Raw genomic sequence first — 24,999 nt, forward strand, 5'->3', positions numbered from 1 at the left:
TCTTTCTAAACTTCTGCCTGAAACGTACTCTCTAAGATATAGTAACCTTTATCCTTTTTCAGAATCTGGCAATTGCCAAACGTTGCCGTCATGTTTTTCTTAGCCGACGGGGCCCCCTGCTTCTTCTGCAGGACCACAGTCAACGTGCCTCCCGGTAAGAGGTGTTGGGCGGCTTCCGTCAACATGGCTGTGACCACGTCTTTGCCCGCCCGGACCGGCGGATTAGTGACGATGCCCGCGTATTTCGTGGTCCCAAGCGCCGCGTACCGGTCCGATTCGACGATTTGGACGTTCTCGATTTGGTTGGCCGTGGCGTTTTGCTGGGCCAGTTGTAGGGCCAGTTCGTTGACGTCGGCCATGGTCACCTGACGTTTAGGGTACTGCTTAGCCAACGCCAAGCCGATGGGGCCGTAACCGCACCCCAGATCGAGCCAGGGCCCCGCCGGTGTTTGGTCGGCCCGAAACGCAGTCAATAACACGCGTGAGCCGTAGTCCACTCGGTTTTTGGAGAAGACCCCGTTATCCGTAGTAAACAACAATTCGTTGCCTAACAAGGTGAACGGCCAGTGGTGTTCTTCGTGTACAATATCTGGATTTTGTGTATAATAGTGATTAGTCATTCTCTCGACCACCTTTTAGGTCTATTTTACCGTAGTTATTTCACTGGTGGCAACTAAAATAAATTTAAGCGGCTCAGCACTATATTTAGTAGTTATTGTATCCTTCAACCACTAAATATGGTGCTTTTTTCGATTGAAATTTCCCTAATCTGGTGTACACTAAACACATTGAGAAACAAATTTTTAGAGGATGTGGCAACCATGAAAGTAACGATTTATTCTAAAAACAACTGTATGCAATGCAAGATGACCAAGCGGTTCCTAACCGAACATAACGTGGCCTTTGAAGAACGCAACATTAACCAAAATCCTGAGTATGTGAGCTATTTAAAGGATCAGGGCTTTCAGTCCCTGCCAGTAGTGGAAGCACCCGGTCACAAGGCCTTTTTTGGGTTCCGGCCAGATCAACTACAACAGATTGCGGGTTAATGGATGACGTGTCGACAACCCCACCCGGGCGGCGTCGTTTCGCAAGACGTCGCTTTTGTTTTGACTAAATTCGGTGTAAGAAAGGAAGCGTGCGCTTATGAGTCTTAAAGACCTCCAAAACGTCACTTATTACGATCTAAATAACGAAATCAATATCCCCGTCAACGGCCAGATTCCTTTGAACAAGGACCAAGAAGCCTTGCAGGCCTTCCTAAAGGAAAACGTCCAGCCCAACACCAAGACGTTCGCGTCGCTGCGTGAGCGTTTTGATTATCTGATTGATGGCAACTACGTCGAGAAAAAAGTCATCGACGAGTACCCGTTTAGCTTCATCGAGGACCTTTACAGCTACTTACAAGCCCAACATTTCCATTTCAAATCCTTCATGGCAGCCTACAAGTTCTACGCCCAATACGCGTTGAAGACCGACGACAACGCCTACTACTTAGAAAACTTCATCGACCGGGTGGCCATGAACGCGTTGGACTTCGGTGGCGGAGACCAACAACTGGCCCATGACTTAGCCGACGAAATCATCCACCAACGCTATCAACCGGCGACGCCTAGCTTCTTAAACGCGGGTCGGGCTCGTCGCGGCGAATTAGTGTCATGCTTCCTGATTCAATCGACCGATGACATGAACACCATCGGTCGGACCATCAACTCCGCCTTGCAGCTGTCGCGGATCGGTGGCGGGGTCGGCATCAACCTCTCCAATCTTCGGGGGGCTGGCGACCCAATCAAGCACATCGATGGCGCCGCTTCCGGGGTCGTCCCCGTCATGAAGTTGTTGGAAGACAGCTTCTCGTACTCCAACCAATTAGGCCAACGGCAAGGGTCCGGCGTAGTCTACTTGAGCGTCTTTCACCCCGACATCATCGCCTTTTTGAGTGCCAAAAAGGAAAACGCCGACGAAAAGATTCGGTTAAAGACCCTGTCCTTAGGGGTCACGGTACCTGATAAATTCTACGAACTCTGTGAACAAGACGCCGATATGTATCTCTTCAGCCCCTACGACGTTGAACGGATCTACGGCAAGCCATTTTCTTACGTGGACATCACCCAGGAATACGACAAGATGGTCGCTAACCCGGACATTCGCAAGAAGAAGCTCAAGGCCCGCGAACTCGAAACCGAAATCGGTAAACTCCAACAAGAATCCGGTTACCCCTACATTGTCAACATCGACACGGCTAACCGGGAAAACCCCATCGACGGTCGCATCGTGATGAGTAATTTGTGCTCCGAAATCATGCAGGTCCAAACCCCGACCACCTACGATAACCAACAAAACTACCAAAAGTTGGGGACGGATATCTCCTGCAACCTGGGGTCGACCAACATCGTTAATTTGATGGCATCGCCAGATTTCGGTCACTCGGTCGACACCATGGTCCGCGCCTTGACCTACGTCACGGACCACTCCGATATCGACGTGGTGCCATCCATCCAACACGGTAACCACTTGGCCCACACCATCGGCTTAGGTGCCATGGGCTTACACAGCTACTTCGCTAAGAACCACATGATGTACGGGTCTAAGGACAGTATCGCTTTCACCAGCGTGTACTTCATGCTCTTGAACTACTGGACGTTAAAGGCATCGAACCAAATCGCCCGCGAACGTCACGAGACCTTCCACAACTTTGAAGCCAGCAAGTACGCCGACGGCTCCTACTTCGACCGTTACACGGGTCATGACTGGCGCCCTACGAACAAGAAGGTCCAGGACCTCTTTGAGGGCATTTGGCTACCGTCTCCCGACGACTGGGCTCAATTAAAGGCTGACGTCATGAAAGACGGCCTCTACCACCAAAACCGGATGGCAGTGGCCCCGAACGGCTCGATTTCTTACATCAATGACACCACGGCCAGCTTGCACCCAATCATCAACCGAATCGAGGAACGGCAGGAAAAGAAGATTGGGAAGATCTACTACCCGGCCCCATACCTCGACAACGACACTATGCCGTACTACAAGTCGGCTTACGACACCGACATGCGTCGGGTCATCGACGTGTACGCGGCGGCCCAAAAGCACGTGGACCAAGGTATGAGTTTGACGTTGTTCATGCGCTCCACCATCCCCAGCGGTCTCTACGAATGGAAGAACGGCCGTACCGACAAGATGACCACACGAGACCTCAGTATCCTGCGCAATTACGCTTATCGTAAGGGCATCAAGTCCATCTACTACGTGCGGACGTTTACCGACGACAATAACGAAGTCGGCGCCAACCAATGTGAAAGTTGCGTTATCTAGAGACCGTAAAGGAGTGCACAAACCATGACAGCAATGAATCAAGACGGAAATTACGAAGCAATCAACTGGGACGCCGTCTCTGACGAGATCGACAAGGCGACCTGGGAAAAACTGACCGAACAATTTTGGCTAGATACCCGGATCCCCGTATCCAACGACTTGGACGACTGGCGGACCCTAGACACCGACCACCAATGGGTCGTGGGTCACGTCTTCGGCGGGTTGACCTTACTGGATACCCTCCAATCCCAAGACGGAATGGCCGCGTTACGTCACGACGTGTGGACACCCCACGAAACCGCGGTGCTCAACAACATCCAATTCATGGAATCGGTCCACGCCAAGAGTTATTCGACCATTTTCTCGACGTTGAACACGCCCGAAGAAATCGACGAGATCTTCAAGTGGAGTGACTCTGAAGAGTTCCTCCAAAACAAGACCAAGCGCATTTACACGCTCTACCACGACGATGAACACCCACTGAAGAAAAAGATCTCCAGTGTCTTCTTGGAAACCTTCCTGTTCTACTCTGGGTTCTTTACCCCGCTGTACTACTTAGGGCATAACAAACTGGCCAACGTGGCCGAAATCATCAAGTTGATTTTACGGGACGAATCCGTGCACGGCACCTATATCGGCTACAAGTTCCAGTTGGGCATGAAGGAATTGAGCGATAACCAACAACAGGACATGAAGGATTGGATGTACGACTTTCTGTACAAGCTCTACGCTAACGAAGAAAAATACACCCACCTGATGTACGACCAAGTTGGCTGGACCGACGAAGTGTTGACCTTCATCCGCTACAATGCCAACAAGGCCTTGATGAACCTGGGGCAAGATCCACTCTTCCCCGACACGGCCGAAGACGTCAACCCCATCGTCATGAATGGGATTTCGACGTCGACCGCGAACCACGACTTCTTCTCGCAAGTCGGGAACGGTTACCTCTTAGGAAATGTGGAAGCCATGAACGATAGTGATTACCACATCGGCGAACCGGCCGACCCGAAGGACCCAAACCACGACCACTAAAATTCAATCTATCAATCTAAACGAGCCTCGTGAGACGCTACCGTCTTGCGGGGCTCGTTTAGGTCTAGTCACCAAACTTAACCCCCACCCCGACTTGATTTTGCTCCCCGTTGACCACTGACCTGCAGTATAATAAAGGCATTCCAACGTAACGGGGGTCTCACTATGCCAACCATTAAAAATGTCTGCGTCTTTTGCGGGTCCAACCACGGACTCGACCCGGCTTTCAAACGCCAAACTATCGCTTTGGGCGAGTCGCTCGCCGCTCATCACCACCCCGTGGTCTATGGTGGGGGCAAGGAAGGCCTGATGGGAACTATCGCCGATGCCACCCTAGCCGCTGGCGGTCAAGTCATCGGCATCATCCCCACCTTTTTGAGTGAAATGAATCTGGCTAAAGACGGCTTAACACAACTGATTGAAACGGCCACTATGGATGAACGTAAGGACGAGATGCTGCGGCAGTCCGACGCCTTTATCGTGTTGCCTGGCGGTTTTGGGACCTTTGAAGAGTTCACCACCATGCTGTCGTGGAGCCAACTCAACGTCCACCAAAAGCCCATCGCCCTCTTCAACATCAACCACTACTATGACAATCTGGTCGCCATGATGAAGACCTGTTGTGACCAGGGCTTCGCACCGCAGGAAAACCTCGACTTGTTCATTGATGCCACCAGTATCGACGACATCTTTACGGGGTTCGACCACTTTCATCACCAATTACCTTATAAATACACGAATTAAGCTAAATAGCGGCGCCGCCAGAGGTCATCCTCTCGCGACGCCGCTATTTTCGTTAAATTTAAGGCGTTATCGGTTCTGCCAATTCACTTCGTCGACCAGCCAACGGTTCAGCCACTGTGGCAAGAAGCGCGCCTTGGCCGCGACTCCCGGTCGGTTGATGACCTGCATCAACTGCAACATGGTAAAGACCAAGGACTCTCGCCGCCGGTACGCCAAATATTTGGGTTGCCAGGTAGTCACGTACTTGTCCTTGTAGGCCCGTAACCCCTGGAAACTGTAGAAGGTCGACCCGTACTCGTAGATCAAGTGGGCTAAGCGTTCCTCGACGAAGCTAAACTCGGAGACGCCGACGTTGGCTAGTGGCGCCATCCCCAGGTTGAAGCTAGTGTAGCCTTGGTCCCGACAGGTCAAGAACAGGTAAACGAACAGCCCGTCCATGCTCCCGGACGGCGCATCGTGACTACTACGCATCAAATCAATCGAAATCACTTGATGGTCGCCGGTCGGCATCAGATTGGCAAAAGCTACCATCTTGCCATGGAAATCGGTCATCACCGCAATCGGCGCTTCTCCCAGGTAATCCCGATCGAAAAAGCCCATCGAAAAACTCTTCTCGGTCTCGTCGCCCAGCCAGGAATCCGAAATCGCCTGTAATTCCTGGTACTGTGCGACACTGAACGGCGGCTGGAGCAACTCGAACTGGTAGCCCTCACGCTTGAACTTGTTGACCAAGGCCCGTTCCCCGCGCCGGGGCTTGCCTGTTAAGCTAAAGCTCGGCAAATCCACGTGGCCCTCTTCCCCGACTTTGATGAAGTCGAAGCCCATTTCGTGCAGCCGCAGGGTCAGGTCCTCGCTGATTTCGTAAAAGACGGGGCGTAACCCAGCCGCATCGGCGGTCCGCATCAACGTTTGTAAGGCCGGTAACAGTTTTTCCTGGTTCCCAATCGGTTCCCCCATGATCAAGAGTTTATCAGCCTTTTGCCGGAATAGGAACAAGAGTTGGTCCTCGCCGTCTTCTTGATAAAAGAAGGTGGTCTTATCCCGCAAAAACGCCAAGTGACTGACCTCGTTGCCGCCGTATTTTAGAATCAAATGGCGTACTCGCTGGGCATCGAAGGGCGTGGTCAACCAGGCCGCTTGCGTCGCCGATAAGTAGTGACGAATCGCCAGCAGGATGATCAGGGCAATCAAGAGGCCCCCTAAGCCGTTTAACCAGACCTGTGTGGACGTGGGCAACCAGGCCTGTAAGACTAGCGGCCCTCGGTGCGGACTGCGCGCCACCAGCCCTAAAATAGCGTACAGCACGAAGGTCACCGCATAGATACTGCCATCGGTCAATAGCCCACCCCAGGAATAGTGAAAACTTTGCCGGGAAAGTTCCGGTTTAGCCAATAACAGGCAGACCAAAACCGCGCCCAATAATAGCGCTAAGCCCCCCGGAAAATTCTCCCGCCACAGAGTGTTGCCAATCGCCAAGACCAAAACGATCAACGTCGGCCAAAACGCCCGGGCCACCTTGGCGCGCACGCCGCGGGCGAGGCCAATCAGCAGAAAGGCCATAATCAGGTTGGTCACCTGACTCAAGAAATAAAACATAAACGGGATCAGCTGCATGTACAGCCGGTTAGCCAAGACCACGTCCGGAATAGTCGCGTACAGCAGCATCATAACGCCCGAAAAGTACATGAAGGTCACCACGAACCAGTGGGCCCCCCGCCGTAACAACGTGACCGGTAAGCCGGAAAAAAACCGGTTCAACCGGTGGCCAGCGTCGTGAACGAACAATCCGACTCCCACACAGAACGGTAATAAGTAATAGAACAGCCGGTACAGTAACAACCAGCCGACCGCATCGGCGCGGCTGACGCCCAACAGGCCCAGGCCAAAGATCATGAAAACGTCAAACGACCCCAAGCCCCCAGGAATCATCGAGATGACCCCGGCGACCGAGGCGACCACGAACATTGGAAAGACCGCCGCAAAGTCCAGCGGGAAGCGTAACGTCCAGCCAATCAATAAGAAGAAGAGCGCACAGCTCCCCCACTCCAGGCTAGACCCAACAATCAACCGCAATTCTCGCGCCCAGGTCAAATCCCGAAAGAACTCGTTATCGGTCAAGCGGGTAAAAGCAAAAAGCACCGGGAAGTACAGGCCCCCGCCTAATAACCAAAACCAGTAGCCCTGATAAGGCGTCCCGATGTGCCAGCCAAAGATCATGGCTAAGGCCACCCAACAGGCCAGCGATAGTCCCGCCAACAGGAACAACGCAATTTTCGAAATCGCGTAGAGCACCTGCTTCTTCGTGGCGGCAGCCGAATAGAAGTTGGCCCGTAAGCTGGCCCCTAACAAACCGCCCATTCCCGCAAGATTGGTGAAGGTATTAGTCACCCAACCACTGCGGATGATGTAGCCCAGCGAAAACTTGCCGGGTAAAAATTCCACGATCGTAAAGTCATAAATCAACATTGGTAAGACGGCAATGAAGCCCACCACCGCCAGCAAGAGGCAGGTACTGAAATCCAGATTGCCCAACGCCACGCGGAGTTGTTCCCCGCTGATTTCGTGGCCGATCCGCCCGAGTTCCCGGATCACCAGCAGTAAAACGGAAAGCAGGAAAATCCCCTTGATTAAGGTCAATCGCTTTTGCACCCACCGTTGAAGTCGTTGCCACACGTTTGCCACCCCCAAAATAATCTCCCCCTTCATTATCTAAACTCCGCGTCAAAACGCCAACGCTTTGTCCCCTAAACCATGAAGTTGGTTGTGTCACTTAAATTGAACCCAATCTTTACCCAGTATACCAAAGGTCGCTTCCTCGTCGCGGTCCCCAAGCAGAGTTTAAGCGAATTGTAGTTATTTTTGCATCGGTCATTAGTCTAAAGCTTATCTGTTAAACTTCACATTTTATTTTTGCCACATTTAAATTAGGGAAATAATAGTCATTTATACAAAAATATTCAAAGTGGGGGTACCGGTTAATGGCTGTACCGCATTTGTACCGTATTTTGATGAAAAATAGAGAAAACCAGTGAAAATTTCAACCACAAAAAAACGGGCGCAACCCCGGTTTAATAACCATTGGGTTGCACCCGTTTTAATGATCGTTGGATAGTGACTACTTAAGCGTAACCACACCGCCAGCGGCTTCAAGCTTTTCCTTGACGTCGTTAGCTTCGTCTTCAGAAAGACCTTCCTTGATGACGGATGGTACGTTGTCAACAAGACCCTTAGCGTCCTTCAAGCCAAGACCCGTGATTTCACGAACGGCCTTAATAGCCTTAACCTTAGCGTCACCGGATTCAGTCAATTCAACATCGAATGAGTCCTTGGCAGCAGCGTCGCCACCAGCAGCGCCGGCTGCGGCAACTGGTGCAGCAGCGGAAACGCCAAATTCGTCTTCGATACCCTTAACAAGGTCGTTAAGGTCGGTAATGGATGCTTCTTTAAGAGAAGCAATGATAGCATCTTTATCAAAAGCCATGTTATTTTCCTCCAAAATTGAGTTTATATTTTTTGTGTTACAGGAAACGGATTAAACCTATGCGGCTTCACCGTCATCGCCCTTGTCAGCAACGGCCTTAACAGCGTAAGCCACGTTACGGATAGGTGCCTGAAGAACGTTAGCCAGCATGGAGAGCAGGTCTTCACGACTAGGCAAGGTAGCGTAAACGTTGATTTCGTCGAGGGACATAATCTTACCTTCGATGAAGCCACCCTTGATTTCCAAGGCATCAGCACTATCAGAGAAGTTCTTCAAAATCTTAGCTGGGGCAATTGGATCCTCGTTAGAGAAGGCAACGGCCGTTGGTCCAGCAAAAATGTCGTTCAAGTCGCCGTAACCAGCCTTGTCAGCAGCCCGGGTCAAGATCTTGTTCTTGATGACGCTCATTTGAACGCCAGCGTCCCGTAATTGCTTCCGTAAGTCAGTTACTTGGGCCACCGTTAAACCACGGTAGTCCACGATGATTGCGCTGGTGGCGTTACTGAATAATTCAGCGACGTCATCAACCTTCTTTGCTTTAACAGCAATAGCTTGTTCACTCAAATTGTTCACCTCCCAGAGTAGATTGGTGGGATAAAAAAATCCCCATGCCACCAAGACATAGAGAGTTAAAAGTTCAAAATTAAACTTCTTCCTCGGCAGGCAAAATTAAGGTCAGTCGACCGCCTGAGTCTTCGGTAGATCTATTTTTATAACTTCAATAGCATACAATATGTGACCGCGTGTGTCAACACATGTTGGGGGATTCTTTTATCGTTGTGTTTAGCTTATTCAGCTAAGAAGCTGGATAAATCAACGTCGACACTTGGGCCGAACGTTGACGCGATAGAAACGTGTTGGACGTAAGTGCCCCGCACAGAAGCTGGACGCGCACGAACAACCGTTTCAGCGATTGCCTTTAAGTTGCCAACTAACTTGTCAGCGTCAAAGGAAATCTTTCCGGCAGGAACCGCCACGTTACCGTCCCGGTCAGTCCGGTAGGTCACTTGACCGTTCTTAGCGTCGGAAACCGCCTTGGTGACGTTCATGGTAACCGTCCCCGTCTTAGGGTTAGGCATTAAGCCCTTAGGTCCTAAGACCCGACCTAAACGACCAACTTGGGCCATCATGTCTGGCGTTGCGATGGCAACGTCAAAGTCCAACCAGCCGTCTTGGATGCGTTCAACTAAGTCCTGTTCGCCGACGACGTCAGCACCGGCAGCTTGCGCAGCCTTAGCTTGGTCACCCTTAGCAAACACGATAACCGTGGTTTCTTTACCAGTTCCGTTAGGCAGAACTAAAGCGCCACGTAATTGTTGGTCGGCTTGCTTGGTGTCGACGTTCAGCTTGAAGGCAACTTCAACGGTTGCATCAAACTTAGCGAAATCAATCTTCTTTACTAAATCAACGGCGTCGTTAAGCGCGTAAACCTTACCGGCTTCCACTTGCTTAGCAGCGTCTTGATACTTTTTACCTCGTTTTTGAGCCATGTTTGTGTATTCCTCCTTGCAAATGTGGTTGTAACGGATAAACCTCCCACTTGACACCTTTCATTTTCGTGAAGTGTCCGACTATCCGAAAACTGAGCTTAACCTTCGACCGTGAAGCCCATGCTCCGGGCAGTACCTTCAATCATGCGCATAGCTGCTTCAACGTCAGCTGCGTTTAGATCTTGCATTTTAGTCTCAGCGATTTCCTTAACTTGATCCTTGGTTACCGTAGCAACCTTGTTCGTGTTAGGTTCGCCAGAACCCTTTTCAACACTAGCAGCCTTCTTCAACAGCACAGCTGCTGGGGGAGTCTTAGTGATGAAATCAAAGGAACGATCTTCATAGACGCTGATCACAACGGGAATGATCATACCAGCTTGGTCAGCGGTACGAGCGTTGAATTCCTTCGTGAAGCCCATGATGTTGATCCCTGCTTGACCCAGTGCTGGTCCAACTGGGGGAGCTGGGGTTGCTTTGCCTGCAGGAATCTGCAATTTAACTACGTTAGCTACTTTTTTAGCCACGAGACAATACCTCCTTAAGTCCGTGTGTGGTAACTGGAACCGATCATTTTAGGTTCCTCCCACGTTTAACAGATGCGTAACCGGTACGCATACCTGAAGAGTTTACCACACATCACCCGGCGCCACAAGGGCTTTTTTACCGGGAGTCAATCGTCGTTTAGTTAGGCGCTTAAGCCAAGATGGGATCGACTTGGTCGAAGTTGAGTTCGGTGCTGGTTTCCCGACCGAACATGTCGATGTTGACCTTCAACTTCATCTTTTCGTTGTCGACTTCGGTGACCTTGCCGACCATGTTACTGAAGGCCCCGTCCACAATGGTCACAGAGTCCCCGATGGCCACGTCTAAGTGCGCGTGGCGAGCGGACATGCCAATAGTCTGCATGATGCGTTCCACTTCATCGGGCAGCAATGGCGTTGGCTTACTCCCTTGCCCGTGAGAACCCAAGAATCCAGTCACACCCGGCGTGTTCCGGACGATATACCAAGATTGGTCACTCATGACCATTTCGATGAGCACGTAGCCCGGGAAAGTCTTTTCCATCGTGACCTTATCCTTACCGTTCTTGACCTCGTGTTCCTCTTCTTCCGGGACCACGACCCGGAAGATGTTGTCCTGCATCCCCATGGATTCAGACCGGGATTCCAAGTTCGCTTTGACCTTGTTTTCGTAACCGGCGTAGGTATGCAGCACGTACCATTGCTTTTCTTCTGATTCAACCATTATTTGGTGCACTCCTTTTTTTAGCCAAAATAAAAAAACTTCGCACTACACGAAGTTCCCGTTAGATTCAATATAGCATATTTTTCCGTGTTTGGCCACCAAGACCTTCCCGTTTAGGAAACGAACTTGAGTCCAAACTGGACGACCCAGTCAACGACCGCAAAGAAGATGGCGAACATAATTGAAATGCCCACGACCGTTCCCGTGTCATGCCGGGTCTGCTTAACGCCGGGCCAGGAAACTTGTTTCATTTCTTGACCGACCGCCTTAAAAAATCGGATTAACCGCATGGTGTTGCCTCCCTAACCAATATCTATGGGGCTTACCGCGTTTCACGATGAAGCGTGTATTTCCCACAGTGTTTACAAAACTTATTAACTTCTAACCGTTGCGTCCGGGTCGCGCTTGCTGCGATGGTGTAATTTCGGGACCCGCAAACTGAACAGGCCAAAGCGATCTTTCGCTGAGACATCCTGCCACCACCTTCACTTATCTTCTAGTATAACGAATACTGCAATAGCTTACCATCGTTTTTTACCAGCGTCAATCATTCCGCAAGTAATTGCCGCAGCTTTCGTCGACAGCGGTGCAGCGCCGCCACCACCCGTTCTTTAGGCCATCCCGTTTGCACACTGATGGCTTCCGGGGTTGCCTGCTTGAGCAAGGCGCAAAAGACCGTGCGTTCGACCGGCGATAACCGGGGTAACAGTTGGCCGACCGCCTCTTGGAGTTCGAGGCCCTCACGGACGGTCACCCGGTGATCCACCAGGGTATCCGCAAAAAAGCTACCCTGGGCTTCCACCGAAATCGTCCGCGCCCGCCGCTTTTGCGCCTGACTCTGGCGAATCAAATCATACACTCGGTGCGTCAGTGACAGCCGGTAAAAAGCCCCAAAGCTTCTTGACCGCTGGGTGTTGAAGCGGTGCGCCCCGGCGTACAAGACCAGGCGGGCTTCTTGTTCCCAGTCGTCGGCATCGTGGCCCGGCAGATAAAACTGTCGCTGTAACCGGGCCAACACCGGGCGATAACGGGTAAAAAGAATTTGAATTGCCTGTGAATCGTCGTTTCGTTTGATCAACTCAATCAACTGCAGATCATCTAACCCTTCCATTGAAAAAAGCCTCCCCTAGTAAACTTTCTTCAGTCTACCGGGTGGGCTTTTGTTGCCGAAGCGAACGCACGTTTATTTCTTCCGCGGTCGTTTCAGCTTGGCATGTTTCGCCGCCGGGGAACCCGACAGTCGATCGCGCAATTTTTCAAGTTTATATAATTGTTGGTCGTTCCAGGGCGATTTGCGGACCAGGCCCTTGTCGGCGTACTCCCGAGCGGTCTGCTTGACCTCATTTTGCGCCCGTTCGATATCGCGGAGGAGTTCCCCCGCTGGAATCCGCAGGGCCCCTTCGGAGAAGATGGTCCACTGTTCGGCCTGGTCACTAGTGGCCACCGTCACCTGAGTGAAGCGCGTCTGCAACTTCTTGGCTAACTTTTCAATGTAGCTATCCGCCGTCTCGTCACGGTTGGTCCAGGTCACGTGCAGGTCGTACTGCCGGTAGGTCTTGGAGATCCCCGGTACGTACATCGCATCAAACACCACGTAAATGATGGATTCCCGGAGCTTGTGGTAGTTCGCCAGCATGTTGAGTAACTGGTCGCGGGCTTCCGGTAACCGTTCTTGCTGCTTCAGTCGGCCGAGTTCGGGCCAGTTGCCGATCATGTTGTACGCATCGACAATTAAAATGTCCTGTTTCATGTCCCTCACCCTTCTCCTGTCGGCTTAGTGTTGGAGCGGATGACGAGAACTATAGCCTTGATACATCAAGAGTCCCGCCGCCACGCTGGCGTTCAAGCTTTGAACCGTTCCCACCATCGGAATGGTCAACGTCTGGTCCACCGTTTCCTTGAGCAATCGCGAGATGCCCTTGCCTTCGTTACCAATGATGAGCCCCACGGCGCCCTTGGCGTTCCAGTCACGGTAATCGGTCCCGGCCATGTCGGTCCCGAAGATCCACATGCCGCGCTGTTTCAAATCATTGACCGTGTTCACTAGGTTAGTGACCCGGGCAACCGGCACCGTTTCGATGGCCCCGGTCGAGGTCTTGGCCACCGTCGAGGTCAAGCCCACGGCCCGGCGCTTGGGAATAATGATTCCGTGGACGCTACTAGCATCGGCCGTTCGCAAAATCGACCCCAGGTTATGCGGGTCTTCGATGTTATCCAAAATCAAGAAAAACGGGTCTTCGTTATGCTTGACCGCGTTAGCGTAGAGGTCGTCGATGGTGGCATAGTCAAACGCCGCCACGCCTAAAGCGACCCCCTGGTGGTTCTGGTGGTCAGTCAACTGGTCCAACTTTTGCTTAGGGACCTCCGAAATCACTAGGTGCCGGCGTTGCGCCAATTGCCGAATCTCATCAATGGCTTCCGACTTGAGGCCACTTTGTAAAAAGACTTTATTGATGGTTTGTTGACTGCGTAAAGCGGCCACGGCCGGGTGGCGGCCAATCACAAAATCAGTTTGTTCGTCTGCCATTATTCCGTCCGCCCCGCTTCCACTTGTTGAATGCACCAGTTACTAAGTTCATCGACGCGATCTTGTTGGCCACTCAAGGCTAAATAGCCCATCAAGGCTTCAAAACCGGTCGAGATCCGGTAAGTCACCACGTCAGTGTTCTTGGCGTGGGTGTAACTCTTGGCGTTACGGCCGCGTTTGAAGACGGTCCACTCGTCGGCGGTCAACAAGTCGTCGGTCTCCATCAGTGAGATCAACGCCGCTTGGGCCTTGGCCGACACATAATGGGTCGCCGTTTTTTGCAGGTGGTTGGGCTTAGCTAAGCCCTCTTCAATCAAATGTCGGCGAATGATGACTTCGTAGGCCGCGTCACCCATGTAGGCTAAAGCCACGCCGTTGAGTTGTTGATAAGCTGTATTGGTTGTCATGAATTTCCTTTCTTCCACCGGGTGCCTTGGGGTGTATCCTCGAGGATGATCCCCTGGGCCTTCAGTTGTTCACGAATTTCGTCGCTACGCTGGAAGTCCCGGTTCTTACGGGCTTGAACCCGTTCTTGAATTAATGCTTCGATACGGTCGTCGTCTAAGGTCGCCGCTGCCGTTAACTCAACGCCAAAGACGCTGAGCAGATTGAACAACGTTTGACGCATAAACGTCAACGTGTCCTTAAAGACCACGGGGCGTTCGGCGTACACGTTGCCCAACCGGGCCAATTCGTAGACCTCGGCGACCCCGTTTTGAACGTTGAAGTCGTCGTCCATGGCGTCGGTGTAGTCGGCCGTGATTTGGCGTACTTCTTGTTCGATCTTCGGGTCGTGCCCCGCTTCGGCGTCTTGCAACCGATAGCCCATGTTGTCGTAGGCCGTTTGTAACCGTTCCAAGTTCCGCGAGGCGGTATCTAAGTTCTGCTGGGTGTATTGAATCGGCCGCCGGTACTGGGTCGTGGCCATGAAGAACCGTAAGCCCCGTGCGTCCACGGTCTTCAATAGGTCATGGACCGTCACGAAGTTGCCCAGTGACTTACTCATCTTCTGATTCTCGTCACCCACGGTCACAAACCCGTTATGGAGCCAGTAATGGACAAATGGCTTGCCGGTCTCAGCTTCACTTTGGGCCAGTTCGTTTTGGTGGTGCGGGAAGATCAGGTCTTCACCGCCCCCGTGGATGTCGAAAGTCTCCCCTAACAGGTCCGTCGACATCACGGAGCACTCGATGTGCCAGCCGGGACGTCCGGCCCCCCAAGGCGACGGCCAGGAAATTTCGCCCGGTTTAGCGCCCTTCCATAAGGCAAAATCCACGGGGTCTTCCTTACGGTCGGTCTCCTCGTCGGCGGTGTGCTGCGAGGCCCCCGCCTCTAACTCGTCGATGTTTTGGTGAGCCAACTTACCGTAATCGGCAAACTTGCGGGCCCGGTAATAAACATCGCCGTCGGCCGGGTACGCGTAACCCTTCTGGACTAACTTTTGCACGAACTCGATAATCTCTTGGATATAATCGGTCGCCCGGGGATTGGCCGTGGCCGGCTCAACGTTCAACGCCGCCGTGTCTTCCTTAAAGGCCTGGATAAACTTGTCCCCTAATTCGGGCACTGTGATGCCTTCCTTACGGGCTTCATTGATCATTTTATCGTCCACGTCAGTAAAATTAGAGACGTACTTGACCTGATACCCGCGGTATTCAAAATACCGCCGGATCGTGTCGAACGCAATCACGCTGCGTGCGTTGCCAATATGAATATAGTTATAGACGGTTGGTCCACAGACGTACATATTCACGACGCCCGGGGTGATGGGTTCAAATGGTTCTTTTTGTCGCGTCATGGTATTAAAAACTTTGAGCATTCCCGAGGCTCCCTTCACGTCACTTTACACTAGTTAGGTCCATTGTAGCATATTCCGGGCTCAACTCAGAGACTGACGTTACGTCAGAGCACAAACAAAAGGGCCCAGGGGGTAACCCCCAGACCCTCATGGCGGCGTGATCCTTAACCGCCTGATGATGACTAGCCTCGTAGTGCTAGTCGTCACGTGTGTTTGTTGTTTAAGTTAAGCACCCAATTGGTCCAAGGTTTCTTGGATGTGAGCTAAGGCCGTCTTGCGACCCACCAATTCGATGGATTCTGGCAATTCTGGTCCGTGCATTTCGTGGGTCACCGCAATCCGAATCGGCATCCAAAGTTGGCGACCCTTGATGCCAGTTTGGGCCTGGACCTTCTTGATGACGTGGAAGATTTCCACAGAATCAAAGAGGTCGAGCTTCTTAATCTCAGCGGCGAACGCCTTCAAAACAACCGGGGCGGTTTCGTTACTGATTTCAGCTAAAGCGTCCCCTTCAACCTTGTCTGGTTCCTGGAAGAAGACGGAAGCCATGTCGTTGATTTGCGCCATGTAGCTCATTTGCCGTTTGTACAAGTTGATCAGTTGCCGGGCCCATTCGATAGTGGCCGTGTCCGGGTTAGCTGGCAAGTTGCCCGCCTTGATCAATTGCTTCATGGCTAGGTCGGCCACAACGCTAGAATCGGCTTCCTTCACGTACCGGTTGTTCAACCATTCCAGCTTATCGCTGTCAAAGGTGGCCGGGGACTTGCTCAAGCGGTTTTCGTCGTACATCTTGATGAACTGCTTGCGCGTAAAGATTTCGTCTTCGCCGACCGGTGACCAGCCCAACAACAGGATGAAGTTGAACATGGCTTCTGGCAGGTAGCCCAAGTCCCGGTATTGTTCAATGAATTGAAGGACGGACTCGTCCCGCTTGGATAACTTCTTCCCGGTATCCTTGCTGATGATCAAACTCATATGCCCGAACTTCGGGGCTTCCCAACCAAAGGCTTCATAGATCATCAATTGCTTCGGCGTGTTGGCCACGTGGTCATCACCCCGGAAAACGTGGGTGATGGCCATTTTGTGGTCATCCACAACGACGGCAAAGTTGTAGGTTGGCATCCCATCACGCTTGGCGATGACGAAGTCGCCGCCGATGGTATCGGAGTTGAAGGACACCTTGTCCTTGACCATGTCGTCCCACGCGTAGACCTTATCCTTCGGGACCCGGAAACGAATGACCGGCTTCAAGCCCTTGGCTTTGGCCGCGTCGATAGCCGCTTGGCGTTCCTCATCGGACATCCCCGCATATTCGTATTCGTAATGGGGCATTTCGTTGCGGGCCTTTTGGGCTTCCCGGTCGGCTTGAAGTTCCTCTTCCGTCCGGTAAGATTCGTAAGCCTTGCCTTCATCTAACAGTTGTTGGATGAGGGGCGTGTAGATGTCGCGCCGTTCGGATTGCCGGTAAGGACCATAGTCGCCACCGACGTCGGGACCTTCATCCCAGTCCAAACCGAGCCACTTTAAGTTGTCCAACTGGCTCCGTTCACCGTCCGCGATGTTGCGCTTAGTATCCGTGTCTTCGATCCGAATAATAAACTTACCCTTGTTGTGGCGGGCAAACAGATAATTGAAAATTGCCGTCCGCGCGTTACCGATGTGCAGATGTCCAGTGGGGCTCGGTGCATAACGAACCCGAATTGCATTTTTAGCCAAATTGGTTGCGCCTCTTTCTCGTTTTTTTTAGTTGGTGTCGGGTCACCCCGACGTATCCACAGTGCTTTAAGTGTACAATGCTCATCACCAAAAATAAAGGGGTAGTGGCGTTTTGTTGTCAAAGCCCCTTTCCCGGTCGGCGGACACCTCGTTACTTATTGCGTCGCTTGCCAGATGGCTTGTGATCCTCAATGCCCCGTTCGGAGTGGACCGGTTTGGCGAAAATCATCCGCCCCGCATCCGTCTGAATGGCACTGGTGACCACGACGTCCAATTGCTTATTGATGAAGTACTTCCCATCTTCGACCACGACCATGGTGCCGTCGTCGAGGTAGGCGACCCCTTGCTGCCGTTCGGTCCCGTTCTTGACCACCATCACGTGGAGGTTCTCTCCCGGGATGACCCGCGGTTTCAAGGCGTTGGCTAAGGAATTGATGTTTAAGACCTGCACGTTTTGGAACTGGATGACCTTGTTCAAGTTGTAATCGTTAGTCACGATGACACCGCCATCTTTCTTGGCCAGTGCAATCAGCTTGCTGTCGACTTCGGGGATGTCCTCGAAGTCCCCATCATACATCTCGATAGGCATTACGTGTTCATTTTGTAACTTGTTCAAGATATCCAATCCTCGCCGACCACGGACCCGTTTGACCGAGTCGCTAGAATCGGCGATGTATTGTAACTCGTACAATACGAAGTTCGGCACCAACAGCGTTCCTTCCAAGAAACCCGTCTTGGCCAAGTCATAAATGCGGCCGTCGATTAAGATGTTGGTATCCAAAATTTTATAATGGTGAAAATTGGGTTCAGCTGGTTTGTCTAAGACCTTGTCGTTGGTCTCATCGTTGCTCTTCTTAGTTTGTGGTTGGAATAACTTGCGCCATTCTTCAACCCGAATCTTACTGAGCCGAGTCCCCAAGCGAAAGCCAAGATACCCCAACAGAAGCATCAAGATCCACGGAATGACCGTGCTGATGAAAAACGACGGCACCCGAAACAAGAACTGCGAGATCAATAACGCCAGCGCTAAGCCGACAATCGTTAATAAACTTCCGAAAATTAAGGTCATGGGATCTTGCCGGTTCAAATACGCTTCCAGGCGATTCACGCCCTGGACTAAACTGCCGGCAAAAAACGCTCCCAGAATGAGGAAAATAATAGCACCAAGCAAAATATTGACCAGAATATTATCAACGAACAGGCTCGTCACGCCAAAAGCCTGCCACATCCGGGGTAAATACGCTGCCCCTAGCACCGCCCCAATAATGGTAAAGAGGATCAAAACTACCGTTCGCTTCCGATTCTGCATAAACTCACCTCCTTTCATTGCAATTGGCTTATACGCCCAATGCTAACTTCAACGCTTGATGAAGCGTGGACACACCAATCACGTCGATGCCTGCCGGGGGCGTCCACCCCTGCAGGTTGTTCTTCGGCACAAAGATACGTTGGAACCCTAACTTCTTGGCCTCGGCGACTCGCTGCTCGATGCGGCTGACCCGGCGAATCTCACCGGTCAACCCGACTTCACCTACGAAACAATCCGTCGGTGCCGTCGCCGTGTCCCGATAACTAGACGCGATACTCAACGCAATCGCCAAATCGATGGCCGGTTCGTCGAGCTTGACGCCCCCGGCGGCCTTCAGAAAGGCGTCTTGGTTTTGGAGCATCAGATTGGCCCGCTTTTCGAGCACCGCCATCAATAGTGAGACCCGGTTACGGTCCAAACCACTAGCCGTTCGTTGGGCGTTACCGAAGACCGATGGCGTGATCAACGCTTGAACTTCCACTAGAATCGGGCGGGTCCCCTCCATGGAGACCACGATGGCCGACCCGGTCGCATCTTTCAACCGTTCTTCCAAGAAGATTTCCGACGGGTTGGCGACTTCGTAGAGGCCACCCTCCTTCATTTCAAAGATGCCCAGTTCATTGGTCGACCCGAACCGGTTCTTCACGGCCCGTAAGATGCGGTAGGTGTGGTGCAGGTCCCCTTCAAAGTACAGGACCGTATCCACCATATGTTCCAAGATTTTCGGCCCGGCGATGGCACCGCCCTTGGTCACGTGCCCCACGACGAAGATGGTAATGCCGTTGGTCTTGGCAATCTGCATCAATTCACCAGTCACCGCGCGAATCTGGGAGACGGACCCAATCGCCGAATCAATACCCGGCGCCTGCATGGTCTGCACGGAGTCGATGACCACGTAGTCCGGTTGCATCTCTTCGATGTTCGCCCGGATGCTGGCCATGTCCGTTTCCGGATATAAGTACAAATGCTCGGCGTTGACCACCAAACGGTCGGCCCGCATCTTGATTTGACTGGCACTTTCTTCGCCGGAAACGTAGAGAACCTTGCCGCCCGTAGCGCTCAGTTGCCCGGACACTTGCAGGAGTAAGGTGGATTTCCCGATGCCGGGGTCGCCACCAATCAGGATCAACGAACCTGGCACGATGCCGCCACCGAGTACCCGGTTGAGTTCCCCCATCTGGGTCTTTACCCGGGTCTCAGTCGTGTGCTTGATTTCACTCATCAGTTGTGGGTGGGTGTGCTGCCCGCTCACCGTGACCCGAGTAGATTGTGGCTTGACTTCCGGCGTTACTGTTTCTTCGATCATGGTGTTCCATTCCCCACAGTTGGGGCAGCGGCCCAAATAACGGGGCGAGCTGTAATCACAATTTTGACAAACAAATTTAGTTTTAACTTTGGCCACGGCCATCCCCCTATTCTCTAAGTTTATTCTAGCATATCGGCCAGGTGGGACCCACTAGTCCGTTACTGCTGATCCGACGACCCAAAACCCCCAGTCCGTTGCTGTTGCGGTGCTTGTTCAGCATCGGCCAACCGAAACGGCATGAAAATGCCTTGCGCGATGCGTTGCCCCTTTTTGATGGTCACGTCGTGCAGGCTGACGTTGACCAACTGTACAAAGATTTCGCCTTCGTTTTTTTCATTATTATAGTAGTCAGCGTCGATGACCCCGACCCCGTTGGGTAAAATCAACCCGTGCTTCAGCGGGTTACTGGACCGGTTAGCCAATAGTAAGACCTCGTCCGGTTGCATGTACGCCTTGATCCCAGTCGGCACCAAGTAGGGTTTCATCACCCGGTTGCCCGCCGCCAGTTCTTCCGTCGTCAGCGGTTGCCGTTGCCGCAGACGCTTGAAAGCGTGTAAGACATCGTGACGCCAAATCGACGGAAGCACGAAGTCCTCAGCACACTCAAAATCATACCCCGCAGACCGTTGGGTAGTCCGGTAAGGTAAGTTCAATCCCTGGTTGGCATAGCGGTTAACAATTTCAAATCCTCGTTGCATGTCGGCACTCCTTTATCAACTTTACTTAATCAAGACTCTGTTACTAGAATAAGCAACTCGCCGCCAGATTACCAGTCAAAAAGCTTCTCAGCTGAAATGTGTTGACAACCCGTGGCGGATAGACCAAAATCAGAGGTAGAAAATGGTCACGAAAGGAGCCGGCCCATGACAATTCGTGAAACACCCGGCCAATTGACCGCCGTCGTTGCCGATTTCCCCGTTGCGAGTCTGCACTACCTCGTGCTTAACTCGCAACAATGGGTCCTCGAGCAACTCTTCGTGCGGCCCCAACAGCCTGTCGACTTGGCTCAAGAGCTGATTGAACGGTTCAGCCAGTTGGCCACCACCGCACAGGTCACCGTCAAAGTGCTCGACCCGTACGCCAAGCGCTACTTCAGTCAGCACCCGGCACCGGACTTATTGGCCGCTCACCAGTTACCCGTAACGGGACCCGCGGCCGTTCAACCAGTTGCTTTAACTCAGCACCCTACAGAAGAGGAGTAATTTTATTATGGATCAAAACGCATTAAAGGCCCTCGTGGGTCAAGCCGCCGTCAAGTACGTCGAAGACGGGATGATTTTAGGGATTGGGACCGGCTCGACGGTCAAATACATGATCGATGCGTTAGGTGAACGGGTCAAACAGGAAGGCCTGAACATCGTGGGGATTGCCACCTCCGACCGTTCCGCCAAACAAGCCGCCGACCTAGGCATCACCATCAAACAACTCGATGACGTCGACCACCTCGACCTCACCATTGATGGCGCCGATGAAATCGACGACAATTTCCAAGGCATCAAGGGTGGCGGAGCCGCTCATCTCTGGGAAAAAATCGTCGCCATCAACTCCCGTAAGAACATGTGGATCGTCGACGAAAGCAAGCTGGTCCATCACTTAGGAAAGTTTCCCCTACCACTGGAAGTTATTCCATTTGGCTCGACCCACGTGTTAGAGAAGCTGGAGAAGATGGATTTACACCCGGCCTTTCGGTTCAACGCCGATGGCAGTCACGTTTTGACTGACTCTAAGAACTACATCATCGACTTGCACTTGGGACGCATCGACCACCCACACGAATTGGCCAACACCTTAAACGGCATCGTGGGCGTGGTGGAACACGGCTTGTTCCTCGATACGGTCAACACTGTCATCGTGGGCCGGCAAGATGGCCCCGAAGTCTTGAACGCTCGCGACTAATCATCAAAGAAACGATAGGAAAAGGTCCGGAAAAAATCCGGACCTTTTTTAGTAAGTGTTTTAATTGTTTTCGGTAACCGTAACTGCTGACCGATTGCGTTTCAAGAGGAACACCGCCCCCAAGAAGAACGCTGCCGCCAGAAAGGCCGTCAACGGTAAGAGGTGGAACATGCTGGCCGGTAAGACCAAGGCCAGTAACGGGAAGGCGTACGCGGCGGGTAACTTGAGCCGCAAGAGGCCGAGTAAAATGAAGACCAGTGGTTGGGCAATCAAGGTGGTCAAGAACCACGAGGCCACGACCAGGTGAATCCCGACGCCCAGACTTGCCGCCCCGACCAACGCAATGAACTGGCGGATGGCGAGGTGGAAGTCGTAAGTTGGCTTTTGGAGCGTTTCATAGAAAACGACCAAAACCGGTGGCACGGCGGCCATTTGCGGCACCCCGGCGACCCAAACGCCACCAATCCAGATGGCAACCAATAAGGCGAACAGTCCCATCTGCCCCGTCGTGGTGGCCCGTACCGGTTGGGTGTGCGGGTATTGGCGTTGCAGATAGGTCCCCAGCATTAGACCCCCGGTCAAGAGACAAATGGCGACCATGAAGGACCAGTGCGTGGCGTTAACGATCAATGGTAAGAGCCCCGTGGCAAACGACGGTGCTAAGGTGGAATGGACCAACCGCAACCAGATCAACATCCCTAGCAACCCCAACAAGACCTTCGCCGCGTACGGCCAGGCCAACTGGTTAGCTAGAAAACCAATCAAAGCGGTTCCCGACGGAGCCCAGAAGACCTTGAACGGCTGGTGAATCCAGTCAGGATTTTGGTAGATCCAGGTCCCGGCGGTCAGCGCACCGACTTCTGGGAGAATTACCTCAGAGTTATTCAGATAAGTGGCGATGGCGACCATCAGGAGGACATAGCCGAATCCAATGAGATAATGACGAACTTCGATAGCGCTGAACAATGTGACCAATTCCTTTCCCTTGTAAATTTTTTGCGCAAACAGAGAGCGATTGTAACATATCATTGGCGTTAATTGTTGTTTCAAACTAAATTTTATATATGAAATCGTTTCCAATTTTAGTTTACTTTCTCCGCAGTCTATCATTCCCCGTTAGCACCTCAGAGCGTGGCCCGACCACCGAAACACCGGCGATAATCCGCGCTGCCCCATTCAAAAAATGAGAGAATTGGCGTACAATGAGAGAATAGTTAGGAGAGTGACGAATTTGAGTAAAGAAATCACGGCGGCACAAACCGCCCAATACCAAAAGGCCCTCACGGCTGATCCAACGGCTAAGGTCATCGAACGCGCCGTCAGCCACCAAGGGATTTTAGCCACTGCGGCCGACTACGCCTCAGATGCCGACATGAGTCCGGTCTTTTCCATTGAATTAGACACGGGCAAGGTTGCCAACCAAAAGCAAAGTGGCCGTTGCTGGATGTTTGCCGCATTGAACACCATGCGGCACCACTTAGCGGACCTCTTTAAGCTCCACGATTTCGAGCTTTCCCAAAACTACACGAACTTCTGGGACAAGTTCGAAAAGGCCAATTACTTTTACGAAAACGTCTTAGCTACGGCTGACCAACCCACGTCTAGCCGGAAAGTTGCCTTCTTGATGGCAACGCCGCAACAAGACGGTGGTCAATGGGACATGCTGTGTGCCATCATCGAAAAGTACGGCATCGTGCCGAAGTCGGTCATGCCCGAAACCTACAACAGCTCCAAGTCCAACGAACTCAACAAGACGTTGAACTTAAAGCTGCGGAAGGACGCCGTGACGTTACGGAAGTTAGTGGCCGACAGTGCCAGTGACGCCGACATCGCTGCCGCTAAGGACAAGATGTTGACCGAAGACTACCGGTTATTGGCCCTAGCCTTGGGTGAACCCGTCACCAAGTTCGACTTCGAATACCGTGACGATAACAAGGACTACCACATCGACAAGGGCTTGACGCCCAAGTCCTTCTTCGACAAATACGTTGGCTGGGACTTATCTGATTACGTATCCATCATCAACGCCCCAACGGCCGACAAGCCCTACAACCACACCTACACCGTTGAATTATTAGGTAACGTGGTGGGCGGCCGCGCCGTTAAGCACTTGAACGTGTCCATGAAGGACTTCAAGACCTTCGCCATCAAGCAACTTCAAGCGGGTCAATCCGTTTGGTTCGGTTGTGACGTGGGTCAAGCGTCCGACCGGCAAAAGGGCATCATGGATCCGAACTACTACCACCAAGACGACCTCTTCAACATCGATTTCTCCATGTCCAAGGCAGAAAACCTGGACTACGGTGAAAGCCTGATGACCCACGCTATGGTCTTAACTGGTGTGGACTTAGTCGATGGTCAACCGACTAAGTGGAAGGTTGAAAATTCTTGGGGCGACAAGGTCGGTACTAAGGGTTACTTCGTCATGAGTGATGCTTGGATGGACAAGTACTGCTACCAAGTCGTTGTGAACAAAGAATTCTTGCCCGACGACTTACGGAAGGTCCAAGAAACCGAGGAACCAACGGTCTTGGCCCCTTGGGACCCAATGGGTGCGTTAGCTTAACGTAACGTATTTCCGATTAAAATCTAAATTAAAAAGACAGCCGCCTGAATTTTCAGACGACTGTCTTTTCGTATCCAATTGACCCACATATATGGGGACCACATCACAAGAACACCAAAGAAATCAACCGGGTAGGAATCACCCCTACATACGTGGGGAACACATTGGCCGGGGCGCAATTCGATGTGATGAACTAGAATCACCCCCACATACGTGGTGAACACCCTAAAGAAATCCCATCAGACCGGCATTCTCAAAATCGCTTTAGGCCGTTTTTAGTTAACTCGTAATTTCAGTATACCGTAAATCACCAAGTAATACCTAAGATTTATCCCCCCAACACCATGACTTATCAAGTCCATTTTAGATTAAAAAATAGGTGTGATCCGGTTGCCTCTTGGGCCCCAGCTCACACCTAATTTTTAGTCTCAACACATGCTTCTCCATTTATTTCAATTTCGCGCGTTTTATAATCAAGTTAGCCAAATACTTTTAGCTAATTGATAAAATAAAAAACACCAAGACAAATCTCTGTTATCATTGATGTTCCTACACAAACAATGAAAGAGGTTAT

The 24,999-nt window shown here is 51.9% G+C and carries 26 protein-coding genes and 1 other annotated feature; of the genes, 7 read left to right on the plus strand and 19 right to left on the minus strand.

Annotated elements, in window-relative coordinates; genetic code table 11:
• Positions 1–5: 5 nt before the first annotated feature.
• Complete coding sequence (locus DXH47_RS00840; RefSeq protein WP_129031196.1) at positions 6–620, minus strand: class I SAM-dependent methyltransferase; 615 nt, start codon at positions 618–620, stop codon at positions 6–8.
• A gap of 201 nt (positions 621–821) precedes the next feature.
• On the opposite strand from DXH47_RS00840, the gene nrdH reads away from it, so the two are divergent.
• The 4 genes from nrdH to DXH47_RS00860 all read left to right on the plus strand — a co-directional run bounded on the left by nrdH (position 822) and on the right by DXH47_RS00860 (position 5,091).
• Complete coding sequence (gene nrdH / locus DXH47_RS00845) at positions 822–1,049, plus strand: glutaredoxin-like protein NrdH (protein ID WP_129031197.1); 228 nt, start codon at positions 822–824, stop codon at positions 1,047–1,049.
• A 97-nt stretch (positions 1,050–1,146) separates the two neighbouring features.
• Positions 1,147–3,312 (plus strand): class 1b ribonucleoside-diphosphate reductase subunit alpha, encoded by a 2,166-nt coding sequence (gene nrdE / locus DXH47_RS00850; protein ID WP_129031198.1) that lies wholly within the window; start codon positions 1,147–1,149, stop codon positions 3,310–3,312.
• A gap of 33 nt (positions 3,313–3,345) precedes the next feature.
• On the plus strand, positions 3,346–4,347 hold the full coding sequence (gene nrdF / locus DXH47_RS00855) for a class 1b ribonucleoside-diphosphate reductase subunit beta (RefSeq protein WP_129031225.1): 1,002 nt from the start codon (positions 3,346–3,348) through the stop codon (positions 4,345–4,347).
• Between the two features lie 165 nt (positions 4,348–4,512).
• Positions 4,513–5,091 carry an LOG family protein gene (locus DXH47_RS00860; protein ID WP_129031199.1) on the plus strand — a complete coding sequence of 193 codons (579 nt, stop codon included), beginning with the start codon at positions 4,513–4,515 and terminating at the stop codon, positions 5,089–5,091.
• Between the two features lie 66 nt (positions 5,092–5,157).
• On the opposite strand, the gene mprF is transcribed toward DXH47_RS00860, so the two are convergent.
• From mprF to DXH47_RS00945, 17 genes are all read right to left on the minus strand, one after another.
• Positions 5,158–7,773: a bifunctional lysylphosphatidylglycerol flippase/synthetase MprF gene (gene mprF / locus DXH47_RS00865; RefSeq protein ID WP_404819996.1), complete on the minus strand. Its 2,616-nt coding sequence runs from the start codon at positions 7,771–7,773 to the stop codon at positions 5,158–5,160.
• Between the two features lie 433 nt (positions 7,774–8,206).
• Positions 8,207–8,599, minus strand: coding sequence for a 50S ribosomal protein L7/L12 (gene rplL, locus DXH47_RS00870; RefSeq protein ID WP_404819997.1), 393 nt, complete (start codon positions 8,597–8,599; stop codon positions 8,207–8,209).
• A 30-nt stretch (positions 8,600–8,629) separates the two neighbouring features.
• A complete protein-coding gene (gene rplJ, locus DXH47_RS00875) occupies positions 8,630–9,136 on the minus strand; it encodes a 50S ribosomal protein L10 (RefSeq protein WP_129031201.1) in 507 nt (168 codons plus the stop codon).
• Between the two features lie 24 nt (positions 9,137–9,160).
• Positions 9,161–9,289 (minus strand) — a sequence feature (ribosomal protein L10 leader region).
• Positions 9,290–9,360: 71 nt separating this feature from the next.
• Positions 9,361–10,062, minus strand: a complete 702-nt coding sequence (gene rplA, locus DXH47_RS00880) for a 50S ribosomal protein L1 (protein ID WP_129031202.1) — start codon at positions 10,060–10,062, stop codon at positions 9,361–9,363.
• A 98-nt stretch (positions 10,063–10,160) separates the two neighbouring features.
• On the minus strand, positions 10,161–10,586 hold the full coding sequence (gene rplK / locus DXH47_RS00885) for a 50S ribosomal protein L11 (protein WP_129031203.1): 426 nt from the start codon (positions 10,584–10,586) through the stop codon (positions 10,161–10,163).
• A gap of 169 nt (positions 10,587–10,755) precedes the next feature.
• The gene (nusG, locus tag DXH47_RS00890; RefSeq protein ID WP_129031204.1) at positions 10,756–11,307 is read right to left on the minus strand and encodes a transcription termination/antitermination protein NusG; all 552 of its coding nucleotides are present in this window, start codon (positions 11,305–11,307) and stop codon (positions 10,756–10,758) included.
• 113 nt (positions 11,308–11,420) lie between these two features.
• Positions 11,421–11,597, minus strand: a complete 177-nt coding sequence (gene secE, locus DXH47_RS00895; RefSeq protein WP_129031205.1) for a preprotein translocase subunit SecE — start codon at positions 11,595–11,597, stop codon at positions 11,421–11,423.
• A 32-nt stretch (positions 11,598–11,629) separates the two neighbouring features.
• Entirely contained in the window at positions 11,630–11,779 is a 150-nt protein-coding gene (gene rpmG / locus DXH47_RS00900; RefSeq protein ID WP_129031206.1) for a 50S ribosomal protein L33, read from the minus strand.
• Positions 11,780–11,854: 75 nt separating this feature from the next.
• Entirely contained in the window at positions 11,855–12,418 is a 564-nt protein-coding gene (locus DXH47_RS00905; RefSeq protein ID WP_129031207.1) for a sigma-70 family RNA polymerase sigma factor, read from the minus strand.
• Positions 12,419–12,490: 72 nt separating this feature from the next.
• A complete protein-coding gene (locus DXH47_RS00910) occupies positions 12,491–13,057 on the minus strand; it encodes an NYN domain-containing protein (protein WP_129031208.1) in 567 nt (188 codons plus the stop codon).
• A gap of 24 nt (positions 13,058–13,081) precedes the next feature.
• On the minus strand, positions 13,082–13,834 hold the full coding sequence (gene rlmB / locus DXH47_RS00915) for a 23S rRNA (guanosine(2251)-2'-O)-methyltransferase RlmB (protein WP_129031209.1): 753 nt from the start codon (positions 13,832–13,834) through the stop codon (positions 13,082–13,084).
• Positions 13,834–14,241, minus strand: a complete 408-nt coding sequence (locus DXH47_RS00920) for a Mini-ribonuclease 3 (protein ID WP_129031210.1) — start codon at positions 14,239–14,241, stop codon at positions 13,834–13,836. The genes rlmB and DXH47_RS00920 overlap by 1 nt, the downstream gene beginning before the upstream one ends.
• A complete protein-coding gene (cysS, locus tag DXH47_RS00925) occupies positions 14,238–15,653 on the minus strand; it encodes a cysteine--tRNA ligase (RefSeq protein ID WP_129031211.1) in 1,416 nt (471 codons plus the stop codon). The genes DXH47_RS00920 and cysS overlap by 4 nt, the downstream gene beginning before the upstream one ends.
• A gap of 204 nt (positions 15,654–15,857) precedes the next feature.
• Positions 15,858–17,348: a glutamate--tRNA ligase gene (gltX, locus tag DXH47_RS00930; RefSeq protein ID WP_129031212.1), complete on the minus strand. Its 1,491-nt coding sequence runs from the start codon at positions 17,346–17,348 to the stop codon at positions 15,858–15,860.
• A 151-nt stretch (positions 17,349–17,499) separates the two neighbouring features.
• A complete protein-coding gene (locus DXH47_RS00935; protein ID WP_129031213.1) occupies positions 17,500–18,657 on the minus strand; it encodes a PIN/TRAM domain-containing protein in 1,158 nt (385 codons plus the stop codon).
• Between the two features lie 28 nt (positions 18,658–18,685).
• Positions 18,686–20,059 carry a DNA repair protein RadA gene (gene radA / locus DXH47_RS00940; protein WP_129031214.1) on the minus strand — a complete coding sequence of 458 codons (1,374 nt, stop codon included), beginning with the start codon at positions 20,057–20,059 and terminating at the stop codon, positions 18,686–18,688.
• Positions 20,060–20,121: 62 nt separating this feature from the next.
• Entirely contained in the window at positions 20,122–20,661 is a 540-nt protein-coding gene (locus DXH47_RS00945) for a dCTP deaminase/dUTPase family protein (protein WP_129031215.1), read from the minus strand.
• Between the two features lie 165 nt (positions 20,662–20,826).
• Here DXH47_RS00945 and DXH47_RS00950 point away from each other — a divergent pair, with 165 nt between their 5' ends.
• A complete protein-coding gene (locus tag DXH47_RS00950; protein ID WP_129031216.1) occupies positions 20,827–21,165 on the plus strand; it encodes an acetyltransferase in 339 nt (112 codons plus the stop codon).
• Between the two features lie 7 nt (positions 21,166–21,172).
• Positions 21,173–21,859 carry a ribose-5-phosphate isomerase RpiA gene (gene rpiA / locus DXH47_RS00955; protein WP_129031217.1) on the plus strand — a complete coding sequence of 229 codons (687 nt, stop codon included), beginning with the start codon at positions 21,173–21,175 and terminating at the stop codon, positions 21,857–21,859.
• A gap of 60 nt (positions 21,860–21,919) precedes the next feature.
• Here rpiA and DXH47_RS00960 read toward each other — a convergent pair whose 3' ends face one another.
• Entirely contained in the window at positions 21,920–22,825 is a 906-nt protein-coding gene (locus tag DXH47_RS00960; protein ID WP_225423465.1) for a hypothetical protein, read from the minus strand.
• A gap of 265 nt (positions 22,826–23,090) precedes the next feature.
• Here DXH47_RS00960 and DXH47_RS00965 point away from each other — a divergent pair, with 265 nt between their 5' ends.
• Positions 23,091–24,425: a C1 family peptidase gene (locus tag DXH47_RS00965; RefSeq protein ID WP_129031218.1), complete on the plus strand. Its 1,335-nt coding sequence runs from the start codon at positions 23,091–23,093 to the stop codon at positions 24,423–24,425.
• The last annotated feature ends 574 nt before the right edge of the window (positions 24,426–24,999 follow it).

It is taken from the genome of Levilactobacillus suantsaii (assembly GCF_004115745.1).
Lineage (GTDB): Bacteria > Bacillota > Bacilli > Lactobacillales > Lactobacillaceae > Levilactobacillus > Levilactobacillus suantsaii.

Coding starts and splice junctions, on each gene's coding strand:
- nrdH (WP_129031197.1), top strand. CDS start 822: ATGAAAGTAACGATTTATTCTAAAAACAACTGTATGCAATGCAAGATG.
- rpiA (WP_129031217.1), top strand. CDS start 21,173: ATGGATCAAAACGCATTAAAGGCCCTCGTGGGTCAAGCCGCCGTCAAG.
- nusG (WP_129031204.1), bottom strand. CDS start 11,307: ATGGTTGAATCAGAAGAAAAGCAATGGTACGTGCTGCATACCTACGCC.
- DXH47_RS00935 (WP_129031213.1), bottom strand. CDS start 18,657: ATGCAGAATCGGAAGCGAACGGTAGTTTTGATCCTCTTTACCATTATT.
- nrdE (WP_129031198.1), top strand. CDS start 1,147: ATGAGTCTTAAAGACCTCCAAAACGTCACTTATTACGATCTAAATAAC.
- rplA (WP_129031202.1), bottom strand. CDS start 10,062: ATGGCTCAAAAACGAGGTAAAAAGTATCAAGACGCTGCTAAGCAAGTG.
- DXH47_RS00910 (WP_129031208.1), bottom strand. CDS start 13,057: ATGAAACAGGACATTTTAATTGTCGATGCGTACAACATGATCGGCAAC.
- DXH47_RS00920 (WP_129031210.1), bottom strand. CDS start 14,241: ATGACAACCAATACAGCTTATCAACAACTCAACGGCGTGGCTTTAGCC.
- secE (WP_129031205.1), bottom strand. CDS start 11,597: ATGCGGTTAATCCGATTTTTTAAGGCGGTCGGTCAAGAAATGAAACAA.
- DXH47_RS00905 (WP_129031207.1), bottom strand. CDS start 12,418: ATGGAAGGGTTAGATGATCTGCAGTTGATTGAGTTGATCAAACGAAAC.
- rpmG (WP_129031206.1), bottom strand. CDS start 11,779: ATGTCTCAGCGAAAGATCGCTTTGGCCTGTTCAGTTTGCGGGTCCCGA.
- rlmB (WP_129031209.1), bottom strand. CDS start 13,834: ATGGCAGACGAACAAACTGATTTTGTGATTGGCCGCCACCCGGCCGTG.
- DXH47_RS00945 (WP_129031215.1), bottom strand. CDS start 20,661: ATGCAACGAGGATTTGAAATTGTTAACCGCTATGCCAACCAGGGATTG.
- DXH47_RS00840 (WP_129031196.1), bottom strand. CDS start 620: ATGACTAATCACTATTATACACAAAATCCAGATATTGTACACGAAGAA.
- DXH47_RS00950 (WP_129031216.1), top strand. CDS start 20,827: ATGACAATTCGTGAAACACCCGGCCAATTGACCGCCGTCGTTGCCGAT.
- cysS (WP_129031211.1), bottom strand. CDS start 15,653: ATGCTCAAAGTTTTTAATACCATGACGCGACAAAAAGAACCATTTGAA.
- DXH47_RS00860 (WP_129031199.1), top strand. CDS start 4,513: ATGCCAACCATTAAAAATGTCTGCGTCTTTTGCGGGTCCAACCACGGA.
- nrdF (WP_129031225.1), top strand. CDS start 3,346: ATGAATCAAGACGGAAATTACGAAGCAATCAACTGGGACGCCGTCTCT.